Here is a 14,641-nt window from a genome sequence, read left to right on the forward strand (position 1 = left end):
AAGAGAGGTCAGGGGGCTTTGGCGAGGGTCACGGCCAGTTGATCCGACGACTCGAAGCGCTGGGTGACCGTCAGATCGAAGGAGAAAGGATAGGTGGTATCATCGAGAGCCGAGGCCTCCTCGGATGGGCTCGGCCGGTAGCTGCCGTTTTCCAGCGTGCGGACGTTGACCACCACGCTGCGACTTGGCAGGTCGGTGCGGAACGAAGCGCTGCCGGTCTCATCCGCGACTTGCTTGAAGACTGCCGAAATGCCGTCGCGGGTATTCAACAGGGCGAGCTGCTCGAGCGCTTCCTCACGGGCCAGGCCGCTCATCTTCCACTCGCGGATGAAGCCGGCTTTGGCCTGGCCGGGAGTGGATTCCGGACGGACGTAGTGAGTGAAGGCTTTCACCATGAAGCCGCTCTTTTCCGGGAACATGGTGCTCAGCAATTCCATGGTGGCCCATGCCTTGGAGCGATCTTCCAACAGATTGTCCCAGTGATCGACACGACCGCGCTCGGAAGAGAGGAAGGTGAGGCGTTGCTTCTGGGCGTTGGCTCCGTCGGAGTTGAAACCCCACTCTGGCTTGCGGACCAGATCCACCATCTGCAAGCCGGAGAAGACCAAAGCCAGCACGGCGAGCGCTGCAAATCCCAGACGCGCGTAGCGCCCGGCGCGGAGCAGCTTCATCTCGCTGCGGGTTGGATAAATTTCCGCCACCTCCCGGCTCACTGGCAGGAAGTCCTGTACGGCCCATCCGTCACTCCGGAGCACGCCGAAGGTGTGGGAGGATGCCAACGGGGTTTCCGGAGCGGTCGCGAGGCCGATGGAAATCTGAGGCTCCGGCCCGATGCCGGCGGACGCCGTCACATAGGGCGTGTTCGTCCAGTCGATTTCGCGAATGGAAGCAGCCGGGAAGACCAGTTGCAGGTCCGCGACCATCTGAGGGTCGGTGATCTCACCGGTGGAAATAAGGAAAACCTCTGGATCCGCGAGTTCCAGTGCGGCAGCCGTGGTGGAAGCCGCATGACGGAGATTCGTGGGGCGACGCTGCCCGCGGTGCTGAAGGGTGCGGAGGAGGCGCAGGTCGCCGTGCTCGTTGAAAAAGGCCAGCAGCGTGAAGCGCGAGTAGGGCAGTACCGCGATCAATGGCCGGGTGACCTCGTCGCGCTTCAATTCGGGCAGCGCGAGCAGGCACACGAGCGGGGCACTGACCGCACGGGTGATGACCGGGAAATTCTTTTCTTCTCCAGCCTTGCGCAGTTCTTCCAGGAACGCGCCCCAGCTTCGCGACAAGCACACGGTGGTGGCGATCGCTTCGCTGCCGGCGGCAGGGTAAGGAATGAGCCGCCAGCTCGACTCGGTGGCGGACACCGAGGAGTCGTCGAGGATGCTCTTGGGATCGGACTCGATGCCTATCCGCAATTCGGCCAAGGCACCGGGATTGTCGAGTTCCGGCTTGAGCTCGGACGTTGCGAACTCGTCAGCCAAGTGAAGGATGACACCGATCGAGTCCGCTTTGGCATTTTGCGCGACCCGGATGATCTCAGCCGCGAAGGCGGGAATCAGTGTGAGGTCGGTGGCGTGAGCCTCGGAAAGCTGGGGACCGGGAGTCCATTGGCCGGACCGGCGGTCAAAGAGACGGGAATCGACGCGATTGCCGTCCGCGCGAAGATGGAGCTGGAAATCCAGCTCGAGCGCGTTGCGATACCAGGCGGCGTTATCCGCGCGGCTGGTGCCGCGGAGAACCGAGCCAGCCTGACGGAAGCGTTGGAGCGGATTGAGCCCCGCGGGATGTTGGTAGGCGACCAAGGGACGAAGGGTGGGTGGGTGCTTTCATCAACGGGGGGAAAAATTGGGGGGAAAAGGGAGGTCTCCCGCCCGCCATGCAGGCGGGAGACCAGAGGTTGTCTGCGGGGAAACTGCTAGGCAGTAGTCACCCGCATGCGACCGGTGGATTACCAGTCTTGGTAGTCCTTCGGGGAGTACTCAGCAGCAGTACCACCGTTGGTCGGGGTGCCGGTGCTGGTGGCAACCAGCGTGCCGATGCCCGGGATGGTGGTGGCGTACGAGTAGGACAGGCCGCCGACCGGGTGGGTCGGTGGGACTTCGATGAAGTCACCCGTACCGAAGATCGGGCCGGCGACGGAGGTGTCGAGGGCGGTGGCTTCGGTGACGTTGTTCATGTTCTGATACGAGCGAACGGCCTGCTGGACGTTGCGAACGATCATCACGTTGGCGGCACGGTCGGAACCCTTCTTCCAAGCGCGGGCGCCCACGAAGAGGATCGAGATGAGCGAAAGGAGAACGAGGATGACGACCGTCAGTTCGAGGAGCGTCATACCTTTCGCGCGCTTGGTGATACGAGTCAGTTTCATGTTTGGTGTGTTGTCTTTTGGGTGTGTCTAGTTTCTTGTCGGAGGGAGAACCAGCGAAGGGCCCGGGAGGATCAGGTGATCAGGGTCATTCGCGAATTCTCAAAGTGTTCAGAGGATCTCGGATTCGTCGCGGTTCATGCGGGCGTTCTCGAAGGTCTGCTCGGTGATCAGGCCCTGGCGCATCAGGCGGCGAAGGTTGGCGTCCCACTCGATGTTGCCGGCGCGGCGGATCACGTCTTCCAGGGAACGGGCGCCACCATCGTAGTTGGCGATCGCCGAGGAGACCGAGTCGTCGTTGTTCTGCAGGAACTCGTAGGTGAGTACCCGGCGCTGGACGCCGTTGAGGAGGCCCTGCGAGTGGATGAAAATGAGGATTTCCGCGAGGCGGGAAAGGACGGACGTGTGGCTTTCCTTGGGATAGAGCTCGAGGATACGGCCGATCGTCTTGACCGCGCCGGTGGTGTGGAGCGTGGAGAGTACCAAGTGACCGGTCTGCGCGGCTTCCATGCAGGTTTCCATCGCTTCCCGATCCCGGATTTCCCCGAGCAGGATGACGTGTGGCGCCTTACGAAGGACATCCTTCAGGCCCTGGCGGTAGGAGTGGACGTCGCGACCGACTTCCTGCTGCGTCACGACGCTGGGGCAGGGGATACGGCGGCCGGGGTATTCCGGATCGTCCATGTCATCCGGGTACTGATACTCGATCGGGTCTTCGACCGTGACGATGTGCTTGCCGTGGTTGCGGCGCAGCCAGTCGATCAGAGCCGCGAGGCTGGTTGATTTACCCGAGCCGGTGGGACCGGTGACGAGGCACAGGCCGGCGCGCTTCTGCACGGCCATGCGAAGGATGGTCGTCGTATCAGGATCGATGCCGAGGCTTTCCAGCTCCGGAATGAAATCGTTGAGGATACGGCAGGTCACGCCGAGGCCCGAAGAACTCAAGTGAGCCTGGATACGCAGGCGGCCGGAGCGCTCGCCGTTGTTGCCCATCAGGATGCCGTTACAAGAGAAGTCCGCCACCTTGCGTTCGGCGAAGTCCCGGATCGCGTTGGCGATCTTTTCCTCCACCCGTTGGCCGAGGTTGCCTTCCTCCCCGAAGCCGTGGCTGGCGCTTTCGCGGTTGGTGATGAGCTCCTTGAGGATCTCATCCATTTGCTGGGCGTTCAGGACGCCAAGGAAGTCGAGCTTCTCGACGCCCTTGTTAGTGTGGATGTAGACCGGGCGGTCCGACCGCATCTGTATGTCCGAAACGCGGACTTCCTTGCAGACCCGGAAGATGATTCCCAGCAGCGTCGCGCCATCCATGCCCGGTGCAAAGCGCGGGGCGGCGACCGGTCCATTGTGGACTGGCAGCGGTGGTGGTTCATGAACAGCAGTGAACATGGGGAGGTGGAGAGGGCGGGAAAATCAGTGGGAAGTGGAAGCCTGGTCCGGAGTCGGAGATGACAGCCGGTCAATGGTCTTGACGGCGGCGTCCCGCACTTTGACGACAAACTTCAAGCGATCGAGGATCTCCATCTGACGGGCAGGGGAGAGGCGCTCGAATTCGCCGGAGGAAAGCCACGCTTCCGTGAGCGAGTGATGCTTGGCCAAGGCCTGGTCCATGATGAGGAGTTGTTCCTTCATCTGCTCCAGCGAGTAACTCTCACGATGCAGGAACATCAGTTCCAGGATGTTGCCGGCAGCAGAGGCGGCAGTCAGGGCTGGGCGCGGGTCGGACGTCTCCTTGAGGCAGTAGGCGATGGTGTCCTTCGAAAGGTCGATCACCTTGTCGGTCAGGAGGCGGCGGGTGCCGACGGACGGTTCGGTGAGGAACAAGTGATACGAGTTGTAATTCGCGTAGTTCGACGGATCGAGTTCGTAGGCGAGGCGGAGCCGGTCTTCGGTCTGGCGGCGGAGATAGAGCTTGTGCCCCTGGGTGACCGGACTCGGATTGGTGCGTTCGGTTGCCGCCAATTCGATGCGTCCGATCAAGCTGGTTGGTTGCTTGGCCTGGCGATCGTCATGGCAGGCGTCGCCTTCCGGGCCATGATTGTGTCCACAAGCACTGCAGGCGGAGGACCGCTCGGCACCCGCGTCCATGGTTCCGTGCCAGTCGGACTCGATTCCTCCTTGCAGGGCCAAGGCGATCACCTGGCCGTAGGGGCTGGTCTTGAGTCCGAGCGGATTCGGGCGGAAGTCGAGGTCCCCCCCCGCCGAGAGGCGGTTGGCTCCGTACGACCACAGCGCCACGCCGGAAACGGCAAGGACAGAGGTGATCGCGATGTCGCGGAGATTCATGGAGAGGGAGGGTGAAGCAATAGGAGAGATCTCAGGCCGTGGCGCGCACCCGGAAGACCAGGCGGGAGATCGCGGCATGAACGAGCAAGATACCGCCGAAGTAAGCTAACAGCAGCGGGAACTTGTCCCAGTCGATCGCTCCCAGCTTGTAGCGGAGACGCTCGGTGGGGTCGGCGAAATGATAGTGGGGAGATCCGGCCCAGACCCACTTGAGGAGGGCATTGCTTTCCAAGTTGGCGAGCAGTTTCAGATAACCCACGCCGTAGAGGCCATAGACGGCCACGGCTGCGGAAGTGATGAAGCCGGTGATGCTGCCGAAGCGCGAGGCGACCGACATCGCGAGCGCTGAAAGAGGCGCCATGGCGAGGAGGAACAGCAGGCCGTATTGAAGATTCGTGGTGACCCACATGCTCTTCTCGGCGGGCAGCGCCGGGCTGGCGGCCAGGATGCACACGGCGGTGGCGAGCAGCGGAAGCGGAGCGAGGAAGGTGAGCAGCGAGAGCCACATTTCCATCAGTTGCCGGGTGGCGGAGACGCCGGTGGTCAGGAAGTATTCGCCGACGCCCGAGCGTGCGTTGTTCTCCCCGAGCTTGGCGGCAGTGAAGAAGCCCCAGAAGATGGCGGAGAGAAGCGCCATGGCCCAGGTGGTCTGGGCGATCGCTGGCTTGAGCAGCGTGGCGTTTTCCGTCGCGCTCGAAATCTGCGGCAGCAGGAAGGGGAGGACGCCAACCGCAAACAGGGAAATCACCCAGGATTTCCATTGGAAGAGCGTCGCAGTGGTGAGCCGGTAGAGTCGCATGACGATTCAGTTCAGCTGGCTCTTGAGTTCAGTCCACGTCTGGCCGTTGCCGACCGTATGGCGGATCTCCTCCCCTTGGATCACGACCGCACTGGGCATCCCCATCGAATCGTAGTCCGGATGGCAGCTCACCAAGCGCAGCACCGTGCCGGCACTGGCGCGCCACATGTCCTCGAAAATTTCCCGGGCATATGCGTCGAGGCCGCTAAACGGCTCGTCGAGCAGGAGGATGTTGCCGCGGGTGGTGTCCACCGACAGCTCGGCCATGATGAGGTGGGCCTTGCGTCGGTTGCCGGTAGAAAGTTTACCGTAGGGCTTGCGAGAATCCAGCTCCAGTGACTCGGCCAGCTTCAGGGCTTCGCCGAGACGGGCGGAGGGGATCATCGCGCGGAAGATCGCCGAGACCGTGGTGATGGGGTCGAAGCGGAGATCTTCGGGAAGGTATTGCACCCGGCCATTGGCCTCAAAGGTGCCCTGCATCTGGCGGAGGGTCTTGGCCAGGGTCCGCAGCAGGGTCGTTTTGCCACGACCGTTGCGGGCGATCAGGAAATGCGTGCCCTGATCCAAAAGAATCGCCTCACGAACCGTCGCAAGCGGCTGGCGGTAGCCAATCGCAAGGCCGGTATGGAGGTTCAACTGTGGGGACGGCAGATTCATTCTCTTTACGGCTAGGATGCTGTCGGTTGTAGGGCTAGGGGCCAAATATTCAAGCTTTATTAAATATCGGGCCGCCCGTTGCTTCCTTGGCTTTAGTGGTTTTTTTGAAAATTGACAATAAATTTTTGAACGTTTTTAAAACATGTTGGTCCTCAAGCTTTGGCGGCACTCTGGAAAACTTGAAAATCGGCTCTGCAACTTTTCTTTGGACGGGAGGAAAAGCCGGTTGAAGAGAGTTCGGTTTTGCATTCGGGGCGGAGGAAGGGGTGTCGAAGAAGGGCGTCGGGCGAATTGCCCGGTTCTCACGGGGCAGGGACTTCCTTCAGCACCATGAAATCCTCGTGGCTGAACGCGGGCTTGTAGCGCCGTTCGATGAGTTCGCGGAGTTCGGGGAAGTCTTTGATCGCCCCGGAGGAGTCGACGTAGTTGCCGGTGACGCTGGGCAGGGCGTCGCGCCGTTCGATGACGATGAATTCGGGGGGATTGGCAGTGAGGTCGGCCATCAGGCGTTCCCGCATGGTTTGCTGGAGCCAGGCCGCGCGTTGCGGGACATTGTAAATGTAGCGGGTCGAGGCCGGGCGATTTGCCCATTCGTAGATCACCGGTTCGAAGCCCCAGATGAAGACGGGCCGCGTGCCGCCGGCGTCCCGGAGGAACTGCGCGACTTGGCGGTTGGCACTGGCGTTCACGTCATCCACCGTGGCCAGGACGTCGCGGACCTCCGTGGGCAGGCCGCCGGACAGCAGCGCCTGGGTGCGGAACATGGTTCGCTGGTAAAAGGAAAGCGGGACTCCCCGGATGGCTGAGCGCGCGCAGCAGATCAAAGGGATACCCACCACGAAGGCGGCGATCCACAAGCGGGAGGCCTTGACCGCCTGGTCCCAGAGCAAGGCGAACCCGAGCCCGACCAGCAGGCCGGTCAGAGGCCAGGTGGCGCCATAGTGGTAGGAGAAGAATTTCGCCTGGGCCACCACGCCGGCCAGGTGCAGCGAGATCAGCAGCGAGATAGCCAGCGCCGCGCCACGCTCCCGTGAGGAGAGACGGTGGGCGAACAGGAGTAGCAGCGAGACGCCGAGGGGAACCAAGGCGGAGTAGCCGGTAAACCAGTCCACCACCCCGTGGTAAGCCAAGACCAGCGGGTTCTGGCCTTCCCAGCTCAGCTTGGTGTAGTGGGGCGTGAAGACGAAAAGGACCTCGTAGGCATCCTTCAGGGCGCCCTTTGCGGCAAACCAAAGAACGCAGAGGGCGACCGGTGCCACGGTCCCAAGGCACGCGGCGAAGAGAGCGCGCCATTCGCCGGGACCGTCCTTGGGCATCGCGAACGCTTGGAGGAAAGGCACGTTGCGGAGCAAGCGGGCGGCGCAAGGGAGGAGGACCAGCAAGCCTCCGCCGAAGGCAAGCTGCGGCTTGAGGAGTCCTGCCATCCCGAAGAAGACACCGGCGAGAAACCACCGCAGCAGGGGGCGGGTGGGGGAGCGCCCGTCGGCCGTGGGGAAAAGGGGAGCTGTGCAGAGACCGAAGATGGTCAGGGCTCCGCCGAAGGATTCCGGCTGGGCGGTGTGCCAGAAGTCGAGTTGGGCGTGAATCAGGACCGCCAGCGCGATGGCGAAGTAGCCGCTGAGCTTGGGGGCGAAGACCGCCCGTGCCCAGCGGACGAGGCAGATGCCCATCGCGGCGATGAAGATGCACTCAAGCAGCCGGATTCCCCATTCGTTCGCCCCGAAGAGGACCCGTGCGATCGCATAGAGGACGAAAATTCCCGGCGGCTTGAAATCCCAGGCATCCCGGTACGGCATCCCGCCATCGACGATCGAGCGGGCGACGACGGCATAAATTCCCTGATCCCGTCCATAGTCGAAGGTCAGGATCTGGACCAAGAAGAAGGCGACGAAGGTGCTGCATAGCACCGCTGGGATAAGATCAACGGGCCGTGCCCGGAGGTGAGGTGAAGTCATCGTGGGAGAGGTGCTTCCAAGTCTCGGCTTCAGCTAGGGAATCAATGAAAGATGTTCAAGTTTTATTAAATATTAAGTGTTAGAGGGGTTCTCGTAGGTTTTGGCTTCGCGGAGTATCAAGTTGGCGCGAGAGTGTTCCAGTCGATGGACCAACTGCTCGTTTGGAAGGACCGCTTGCTTGAGGTGTTGAACACCGCCCCTCCGGCGCTGTTCCTCGCCGGGATGGTGCTCCTGCCGCTCGGGCCTTTTCCGGTGAGCGTGCTGTTTGTCCTCGCGGGGGCGAGGTTCGGGGCGGTGGCGGGCTTCGGCCTGGGGATGCTCGCGCTGGCGGTAAACATGACGCTCGGCTATTGGCTGGCGCGTCGCGTGGTGCGCACTCCGTTGGAGCGATGGCTTACGGGACGCGGGATTGCGGTTCCGCGCTTGGGATCGGAGGACGAACTGAGGTTCCTGCTGCTTTTCCGGATTGCGCCCGGGATGCCCCTGTTCCTGCAGAACTACATTCTCGGCCTCGCGGAGGTCGGGTTCGGCCGCTACCTCGCCGTGTCGCTGCTGGCGCAGTTGCCGTATGCGGTCGGCTTTGTGTGGATCGGCCAGGCACTCACCGAAAGCTCGGCGTGGAAGGTGGTCCTGACGGTGGCCGGGGTGGTGGCGCTCGCGCTGCTGGTGAGCTTGCTGCGGAGCTGGCTCAGCCGGCGGCAGCCGGTTCGCGAGGAGTGACCGGGAAGGCGATCGATCACTGCACGGGAGGCGCGCCGCCCTGGCTGCGGGCCGCAAGGGCTTCGGCACGGGTGACGAGTTGGGCTCCCGGCGGCAGGGTTTTGCGGAAATCCAGCAACTGTGCCTCGATCTCCGGAATCAATTCCCGTGAGGTGGCGAAGAAGCCGACCAGCGGGGACGCGGTGGAAACCGCCTCCCCGGTGAGCTGGAGTTCACCCACCTTGAACCATCCTGCGGTCTTCGCCGGTACCCAGCTCTCGAAGACCATCACGAGCCCCACGTTCTGCTCCTGCGCCATGGTTCTCGCCCAGGACCAGGAAGGATCCTTGCCGCCCAAACGGGCCTCGAGCGCGGCCTTCGAGCCCAAGCCCCATAGGTCGAGTACGTGCTGGTCATTCCGGTAGCTTACCCAGCCGAGGTCATTGACGGCCACGGGGCGCTTCCACCAGTCGGTGGCGAAGCGGTGCATCTGGAATTGCTGCGCATAGATGTTGTTGGCAGCCATCGGCATTTGCGGGAGTGCCCTCAAATACGGGTAAGAGATCACCAGCGCGAACAAGGCGACCGCGAAGCTGTGGACCGGGCGCCACCGGCTCACCAGCGACTCGGGAAGGGGGGCCAGGGCGAATAGCGCAAACAGCGTCGATCCGTAAATGTAGGACTCGTAGCGATTGAACCATCCGTAGGTGCCGAAGATCGCATGCAACAAGCCCGCCCCTGCGAGTAGCAAGGCGGCTTTGCCCCGCGCGGTTTTCGGGCCGGCGGCGAGGCCAATGACGGCGAGGGCCGAGGTGAACAGAAGCAGCAAGACGCCGCGATTCCCCATCAAGCTATTCTCCAAGGTGAGCTGGATCGCGCGGACGAGGCCGCTTTTCGCGAACTGGGATTTCGCGCTGATGGAGCTGGGGATCGCTGGCAATCCCAGCCCGTGAAGAAACAGCGAGAACGCGGCCAAGCCCGCAAGGGCGGCAGCACCGGCGATCACTGCCGCCTTGGGACGTCCGGTGAAAAGCAACAGGCCGCAGGCCGCCGCGGAGAGGGCGAGATTTTCATAGCGGACCAAGGGACCGGCGATCACCGCGATCCAGAACCACTTGCCGGGTGCGGTGCCTTCGGTGATGCGCACCATGCCCTCGACCAGGATGATCGCGGCGAGCAGTTGGAGATTGTGCTCCATGCCGTTGAATACGATGCCAAGGGCGTTGCACCCGGCGAGGATGGCCCAACAGACCACCACGCGTCCGGTCATGCTTTCCGGCAGGACGATCCGCGCGCGCTTCAAGAGGATCCCGGCGGTAAGGCCGCCGAACACGATGTTCAGGACGAGCGGGAAGTATTCACCGATCGACAGGCGCGCGAGCGGAGCGAGCAGGAAGGGCCAGATGGGACTCGAGCATGGGGCGGAGAACTCCGTCGAATTGATGCCGTAGTGCCCCGCCGCGATTTGCTCGGCCACTGCGAGGTGAATGTAGGGGTCGTCGAGGGTGTAGGTGAACTTACCTTCGTTCAGGACGAGGATCGCGAGCAGCCCGATGAGGCACAGCAGGTACCACAGGCCGGTCACGAGCAAGGTATCGAGAGGGATCTGCTTCTTTGTCTGGGGAGCTGTCATGAGCCGGGAAGTTTGCGGGCGGATGAGAAGGGGAAATGAGAAGGGTTCAATTGCCGGTGGGCACGGACGTTTGGGAGGCAAGCTGAAGCATCAGTTGCTCGATTTCGCCTCGCTTCTGGGGGTGGAAGGTGGCGGATTTTTCCAAGGTCTTGCGGGCTTTTTCCCGATCGCCCTGACGGAAGTATATGTCCGCCAGCATCACCGTGGCGGGATAATGTTCCTCACCCCCGGTTCGCCGGAGTAGTGGCAGCAGCAAGTCCCTGGCCTCGACGAGATTTCCCGAAGCAACGTGGATTTCAGCGCGCCGGAGATGAATGAATTCCCTGAAGCGGGGACTGGTGTCTGCCATCGATTGGGAACGGTCAAAATAGTCGGCGGCGGCCTTGTAGTCGCCCGCACGGATGGCGATCTCTCCTAACAGAAGGTAGTTGATGGTGTACCAAGGGCCGTCGGCGAGGGATTCATCAACGAGCTGCTTGGCCGTGACGTAGTCGCCGCGGTAGATGAGTTCGCGGGCAGCGAGGTTCTTCTGTTGGAACTGCGCCGGCCGGTCGTAGGCGGCGGCAAGGTAGAGCCGGAGGGGGTCGTTCCAGAGGGTCGCCTGGTGCCAGAAGAGCGGGATGCCAGCGAGCTTCAGCACGAGGATGGAACCGACGAGGCAGGTCGCTGTTAGCTTCTTGTATCCGAGCGACGATCCTTGCGGGGTGGCGATCCATCCGCGGGCCGCGCGCAGGAGTGCGACCACCGCAATGGCAAGGCCGACGCCCGGGACCACGACGTAGTAGTCCTCGATCGGGCCGGATCGCAAGGGGATGAAGTTCGAGGACGGAAAGCTAGCGAGGAAGTACCATGCGATGCCAAACGCGAAGAGCGGAAGACGCCGCAGGGTGAACCCCCACGCGGCGACGAGCATCAGGAAGAATCCCCAGGCACCCGCGAGATCGAGCATCGAAGCGGACTTGCCCCAGATGTAGGTGCTCATGAACTCGACGCGTCCGAACGGGAAGAACCACATCGAGAAGTGCCGCCACATCAGCCACGGGGCGGAGACGCTGAGCTTCCACAGCGGCATCTCAGGGTCGAAGCTGAAGTTGTTGTAGTTCGCCTTGGAGACGCCGCCGAGCTGGTGCCGGAGGACGAGGAAGCCGAGGGTCACTGCGGCGAGCGCGGCATACCGGAGCAGTGCCGGCTTCGAGAAGAGGCGGCGTTTCCGCAAGACATCGGTAGCGACGCAGACGGGTGCGATGCAGAGAGCGGTTTCGTAGGAAACCAACGCGAGAAAGGTAAGCACCAGACAGGCGGGGAGACGGCCGGCCCACGGGCGCGCGGAATCCCAGGAGCGGTCGTATTGGAGAACGGCGAGGCAGATCAGTATGACCGAGAGGCTGATATTGAAGCAGGCCATCCAGATGACGGTGGTGGTCTGGGTGGCGCTGAGTGCCCACAAGGCTGCGGCGGCCAGGCCGGCAAGGGATGAGGAGGTGAGCCGGCGCGAGAGCGCGAACACGGCTGCAACGGCACCGAGATAAAGACCGAGCGGGATGCTGTGCCAGAGCAGGGGCGGCGGGGTCCCGAAGCGATGGAATGAGTAATAGACGATATTCTTGAAGGGGCGGAACAGGCCGAAGCAATCGGTGCCCAGCGTATCCTTCCAGCCACTGAAGTGGGTGACGTGGGCCGCGTGATCCAGGTCATCGAGGAAAGACGGTGACCTGAGACCCGGCCAGGCAAGCGCCACCACGGCGCACATCACGGCGAAGAGGGCGATGTAGATGAAACGGTCCGGGATGCGCTGCGCTGGCAGCGAATCGGTGGTGGGAGGGTTGGTCATGGATCGCTCTGTTAGAGTTTGGTCTTGAGGAAGACCGGGGAAGGTACGCTGCAGATGATGAGCATCACCCAGCGCCACCAGCCGGGCAGGTAGGCGACCGGCTTGCCCTTGCGGATGGCTTGCCAGCCGAGGGCTCCCACCTTGTGCGAGGAGGTGAAGAGCGGCCCCTTCTTCACGCCGGCGGTCATCGGCGTGTCGGTCATGCCGGGCTTGAGCAGCACGATGCGGATGTCCTGCTGTGCGGCATGCCGGTGACGCATGCCGGCCATGAAGGTGTCGATGCCGGCCTTGGCGGAACCGTAGAGGAAATTCGACTGGCGCCCGCGGTCGCCTGCGACCGAGCCGATGACGGCCAGAGTTCCCCGCCCCTGGCGGGTCAGGATCTCCGAGCAGGCGGCGGCGATCACCGCCTGGCTGGTGAAATTGACCGCGATCTCGCGAGCGACGGCGCTGCCATCGGCCAGCGTTTGCTCCTGATCGGGCAGCGAGCCATGGGCGAGCAGGAAGAGATCCCACGGCGCGGCGGAATCTAACAGCTTCTTCCAGTCCACCGAGGGATCGGTCAGGTCGATGGGGATGGTGCGGCATTCAGCACCGCGGGTGCGCAGGTCGGCAGCCACGGCTTCCAGCTTGGCGGCATCGCGGCCGATCAGCAGGAGGTCGGCTTGCTTTTGCTCCGCCACGAGAGTGCGGAGCAGGTCCTGGGCGATGGCCGAAGTGGCTCCGAAGATGGCGGCGCGGTAAGAACTCATGGGGTGGCAAAGGTGAAGCGGCGGTCGAGCTGGTATTTCCAGACGTAGCCGATCGCGAGACCGATCGCGCCGCCGACGTACTTGGCAGCCGGCCATGACGGGAAGCCATGGTGGAAGCCGAGTTCCAGGCCCCAGAAGATGCCGGTCGTCAGCAAGCCGGTGAGGGCGTAGCGGAAGAAGCTCTTGCCGATGTCCGTGGCACTGGTGAGGTGGTGGGCTTGGAAGATGTAGTGCTTGTCGAGCAGGTACTTCACCACGAGTCCCGCGCCGGTGCCGGCCACCAGCGCACTCCAGAACTTGAACTGCGTGGGATCCAACGCGGTGACCACGAGCTGCACGAGCAGGTTCGCAGCCGTCGCGATGATCGCGAATAAGATGTATTGGAGCGCGAGCTTCATGCTGCGGTGCAGGTCATCCGTTTCCAAAAGTCCGAGGTGAACGCCGGATCAAGGTGCTGCATGAATTCGGGCAGCCGCGGGTAGGCACGATGAAAGTCGTCCGCTGCCATGCGGGCGTCCTTCGCCGGATAGAGCCGGCCGCCGCAGTCGCGCACGATGTGATCGAGGGCTTCGAACAACTGCAGGGTGCTTGCCCCGCGATTCGGGAAATCGAGCGCCAGCGTGATGCCGGGCGAGGGGAACGACAGCATGCCCGGGGAGGCGATTTCCCCGAAGGTCTTGAGCACCGCGAGGAAGGATCCCTGGCCCGTGGAAGCGATGGTCTTGAGGATCTCTTCCATCGGCGCGCTGCCAGCCTCGAAGGGCGTGACGCACTGGTACTGGAAGAGGCCGCGCTTGCCGTAGATGCGGTTCCAATCGTGCACGGAATCCAGCGGATGGAAGAACGGCGAGTAATGCTGCTGATAGCGCTTCGTCTTGCCCAGGAAGCGGCGGTAGTAGAGCGTGTTGAAAGCGCGGATCGACAGCGGGTTCAGCGCGATCTCCGGGAAGTCGATGGGAACGCCGGCGCCTCCGGATTGATGTGGCTCAAGGCCTCCATCGTTCGCCCAATTGCCGCGGATGAAAATGCCACGTGTCGCGGCGACGCCGGGGCTGAGGCAGTCAATCCATGCCACCGTGTGTTCCCATGCTTGCGAGGAGTCGCTGGAGATCGCGAGGAACTCCTCCATCCCGCGGAAGCGGATCAGTTCCACGTCCAGCATCGACGAACGAATCGGAACGAGCTTCAACTCGACCCAGGTGATGATGCCGGTGAGGCCGAGCCCGCCGATGGTGGCGGCATGCAGCGGCTCGCCTTCCCGGCAGGTGAGGTGCGAGCCGTCGGAGCGGAGCAAGCCGAAGCGCGGGACGTGATTGCCGAAGCAGCCGATGCGATGGTGATTCTTGCCATGCACGTCATTGGCGATCGCGCCACCGAGCGTGACCTGCCGGGTGCCCGGCGTGGTCGGCAGGAACCAGCCGCGCGGGACGGCGAAGGTTAGGATGGCATCGAGGGTGACGCCTGCTTCGGCCTTGAGGATGCCGGTTTGCGGATCGAAGTCGATCAGCCGGTCGAGAAACCGCATGTCGACCATGGTGCCGCCATCTAACAAGCACGAGTCGCCATACGAGCGGCCGAGCCCGTAGGCGAGGAGCGGACCGCTTGTCGCGGAAAGCTGGTCGGGCCACGCGGGAGAGATCACCTCGGCCATGGCGGGACGAAGCCGTCCCCAGGAT

The 14,641-nt window shown here is 62.9% G+C and carries 13 protein-coding genes; 1 reads left to right on the forward strand and 12 read right to left on the reverse strand.

Translation table 11 applies throughout. The features are described from left to right. Positions 1-8: 8 nt before the first annotated feature. The 7 genes from OKA05_RS16385 to OKA05_RS16415 all read right to left on the reverse strand — a co-directional run bounded on the left by OKA05_RS16385 (position 9) and on the right by OKA05_RS16415 (position 8,002). Entirely contained in the window at positions 9-1,793 is a 1,785-nt protein-coding gene (locus OKA05_RS16385; RefSeq protein WP_264488254.1) for a hypothetical protein, read from the reverse strand. 146 nt (positions 1,794-1,939) lie between these two features. After that, positions 1,940-2,359, reverse strand: a complete 420-nt coding sequence (locus tag OKA05_RS16390) for a hypothetical protein (protein ID WP_264488255.1) — start codon at positions 2,357-2,359, stop codon at positions 1,940-1,942. Positions 2,360-2,467: 108 nt separating this feature from the next. Then, positions 2,468-3,742, reverse strand: coding sequence for a type IV pilus twitching motility protein PilT (locus OKA05_RS16395; protein ID WP_264488256.1), 1,275 nt, complete (start codon positions 3,740-3,742; stop codon positions 2,468-2,470). A gap of 24 nt (positions 3,743-3,766) precedes the next feature. After that, the gene (locus OKA05_RS16400; protein ID WP_264488257.1) at positions 3,767-4,639 is read right to left on the reverse strand and encodes a hypothetical protein; all 873 of its coding nucleotides are present in this window, start codon (positions 4,637-4,639) and stop codon (positions 3,767-3,769) included. 31 nt (positions 4,640-4,670) lie between these two features. Then, positions 4,671-5,438, reverse strand: coding sequence for a hypothetical protein (locus OKA05_RS16405; RefSeq protein ID WP_264488258.1), 768 nt, complete (start codon positions 5,436-5,438; stop codon positions 4,671-4,673). A 6-nt stretch (positions 5,439-5,444) separates the two neighbouring features. Continuing rightward, complete coding sequence (locus OKA05_RS16410) at positions 5,445-6,095, reverse strand: ATP-binding cassette domain-containing protein (protein WP_319800658.1); 651 nt, start codon at positions 6,093-6,095, stop codon at positions 5,445-5,447. Positions 6,096-6,397: 302 nt separating this feature from the next. Next, positions 6,398-8,002: an ArnT family glycosyltransferase gene (locus OKA05_RS16415; protein ID WP_264488259.1), complete on the reverse strand. Its 1,605-nt coding sequence runs from the start codon at positions 8,000-8,002 to the stop codon at positions 6,398-6,400. 192 nt (positions 8,003-8,194) lie between these two features. On the opposite strand from OKA05_RS16415, the gene OKA05_RS16420 reads away from it, so the two are divergent. Further along, positions 8,195-8,770, forward strand: a complete 576-nt coding sequence (locus OKA05_RS16420) for a TVP38/TMEM64 family protein (protein ID WP_264488260.1) — start codon at positions 8,195-8,197, stop codon at positions 8,768-8,770. A gap of 16 nt (positions 8,771-8,786) precedes the next feature. On the opposite strand, the gene OKA05_RS16425 is transcribed toward OKA05_RS16420, so the two are convergent. The 5 genes from OKA05_RS16425 to OKA05_RS16445 are packed head-to-tail and all read right to left on the reverse strand — an operon-like array spanning position 8,787 to position 14,616. Beyond that, positions 8,787-10,382: a DUF8728 domain-containing protein gene (locus OKA05_RS16425; protein ID WP_264488261.1), complete on the reverse strand. Its 1,596-nt coding sequence runs from the start codon at positions 10,380-10,382 to the stop codon at positions 8,787-8,789. 46 nt (positions 10,383-10,428) lie between these two features. Beyond that, positions 10,429-12,213 (reverse strand): tetratricopeptide repeat protein, encoded by a 1,785-nt coding sequence (locus tag OKA05_RS16430; RefSeq protein ID WP_264488262.1) that lies wholly within the window; start codon positions 12,211-12,213, stop codon positions 10,429-10,431. A gap of 11 nt (positions 12,214-12,224) precedes the next feature. Next, positions 12,225-12,965 carry an SDR family NAD(P)-dependent oxidoreductase gene (locus tag OKA05_RS16435; protein WP_264488263.1) on the reverse strand — a complete coding sequence of 247 codons (741 nt, stop codon included), beginning with the start codon at positions 12,963-12,965 and terminating at the stop codon, positions 12,225-12,227. After that, on the reverse strand, positions 12,962-13,363 hold the full coding sequence (locus OKA05_RS16440; RefSeq protein WP_264488264.1) for a GtrA family protein: 402 nt from the start codon (positions 13,361-13,363) through the stop codon (positions 12,962-12,964). The genes OKA05_RS16435 and OKA05_RS16440 overlap by 4 nt, the downstream gene beginning before the upstream one ends. Continuing rightward, a complete protein-coding gene (locus OKA05_RS16445; protein WP_264488265.1) occupies positions 13,360-14,616 on the reverse strand; it encodes an FAD-binding oxidoreductase in 1,257 nt (418 codons plus the stop codon). The genes OKA05_RS16440 and OKA05_RS16445 overlap by 4 nt, the downstream gene beginning before the upstream one ends. Positions 14,617-14,641 lie beyond the last annotated feature (25 nt).

This window comes from Luteolibacter arcticus (assembly GCF_025950235.1).
Lineage (GTDB): Bacteria > Verrucomicrobiota > Verrucomicrobiia > Verrucomicrobiales > Akkermansiaceae > Haloferula > Haloferula arctica.

Excerpts from the sequence above, each read along its gene's own strand:
- OKA05_RS16390 (WP_264488255.1), bottom strand. The coding sequence starts at position 2,359 with ATGAAACTGACTCGTATCACCAAGCGCGCGAAAGGTATGACGCTCCTC.
- OKA05_RS16395 (WP_264488256.1), bottom strand. The coding sequence starts at position 3,742 with ATGTTCACTGCTGTTCATGAACCACCACCGCTGCCAGTCCACAATGGA.
- OKA05_RS16400 (WP_264488257.1), bottom strand. The coding sequence starts at position 4,639 with ATGAATCTCCGCGACATCGCGATCACCTCTGTCCTTGCCGTTTCCGGC.
- OKA05_RS16405 (WP_264488258.1), bottom strand. The coding sequence starts at position 5,438 with ATGCGACTCTACCGGCTCACCACTGCGACGCTCTTCCAATGGAAATCC.
- OKA05_RS16410 (WP_319800658.1), bottom strand. The coding sequence starts at position 6,095 with ATGAATCTGCCGTCCCCACAGTTGAACCTCCATACCGGCCTTGCGATT.
- OKA05_RS16420 (WP_264488260.1), top strand. The coding sequence starts at position 8,195 with ATGGACCAACTGCTCGTTTGGAAGGACCGCTTGCTTGAGGTGTTGAAC.
- OKA05_RS16425 (WP_264488261.1), bottom strand. The coding sequence starts at position 10,382 with ATGACAGCTCCCCAGACAAAGAAGCAGATCCCTCTCGATACCTTGCTC.
- OKA05_RS16430 (WP_264488262.1), bottom strand. The coding sequence starts at position 12,213 with ATGACCAACCCTCCCACCACCGATTCGCTGCCAGCGCAGCGCATCCCG.
- OKA05_RS16435 (WP_264488263.1), bottom strand. The coding sequence starts at position 12,965 with ATGAGTTCTTACCGCGCCGCCATCTTCGGAGCCACTTCGGCCATCGCC.
- OKA05_RS16440 (WP_264488264.1), bottom strand. The coding sequence starts at position 13,363 with ATGAAGCTCGCGCTCCAATACATCTTATTCGCGATCATCGCGACGGCT.
- OKA05_RS16445 (WP_264488265.1), bottom strand. The coding sequence starts at position 14,616 with ATGGCCGAGGTGATCTCTCCCGCGTGGCCCGACCAGCTTTCCGCGACA.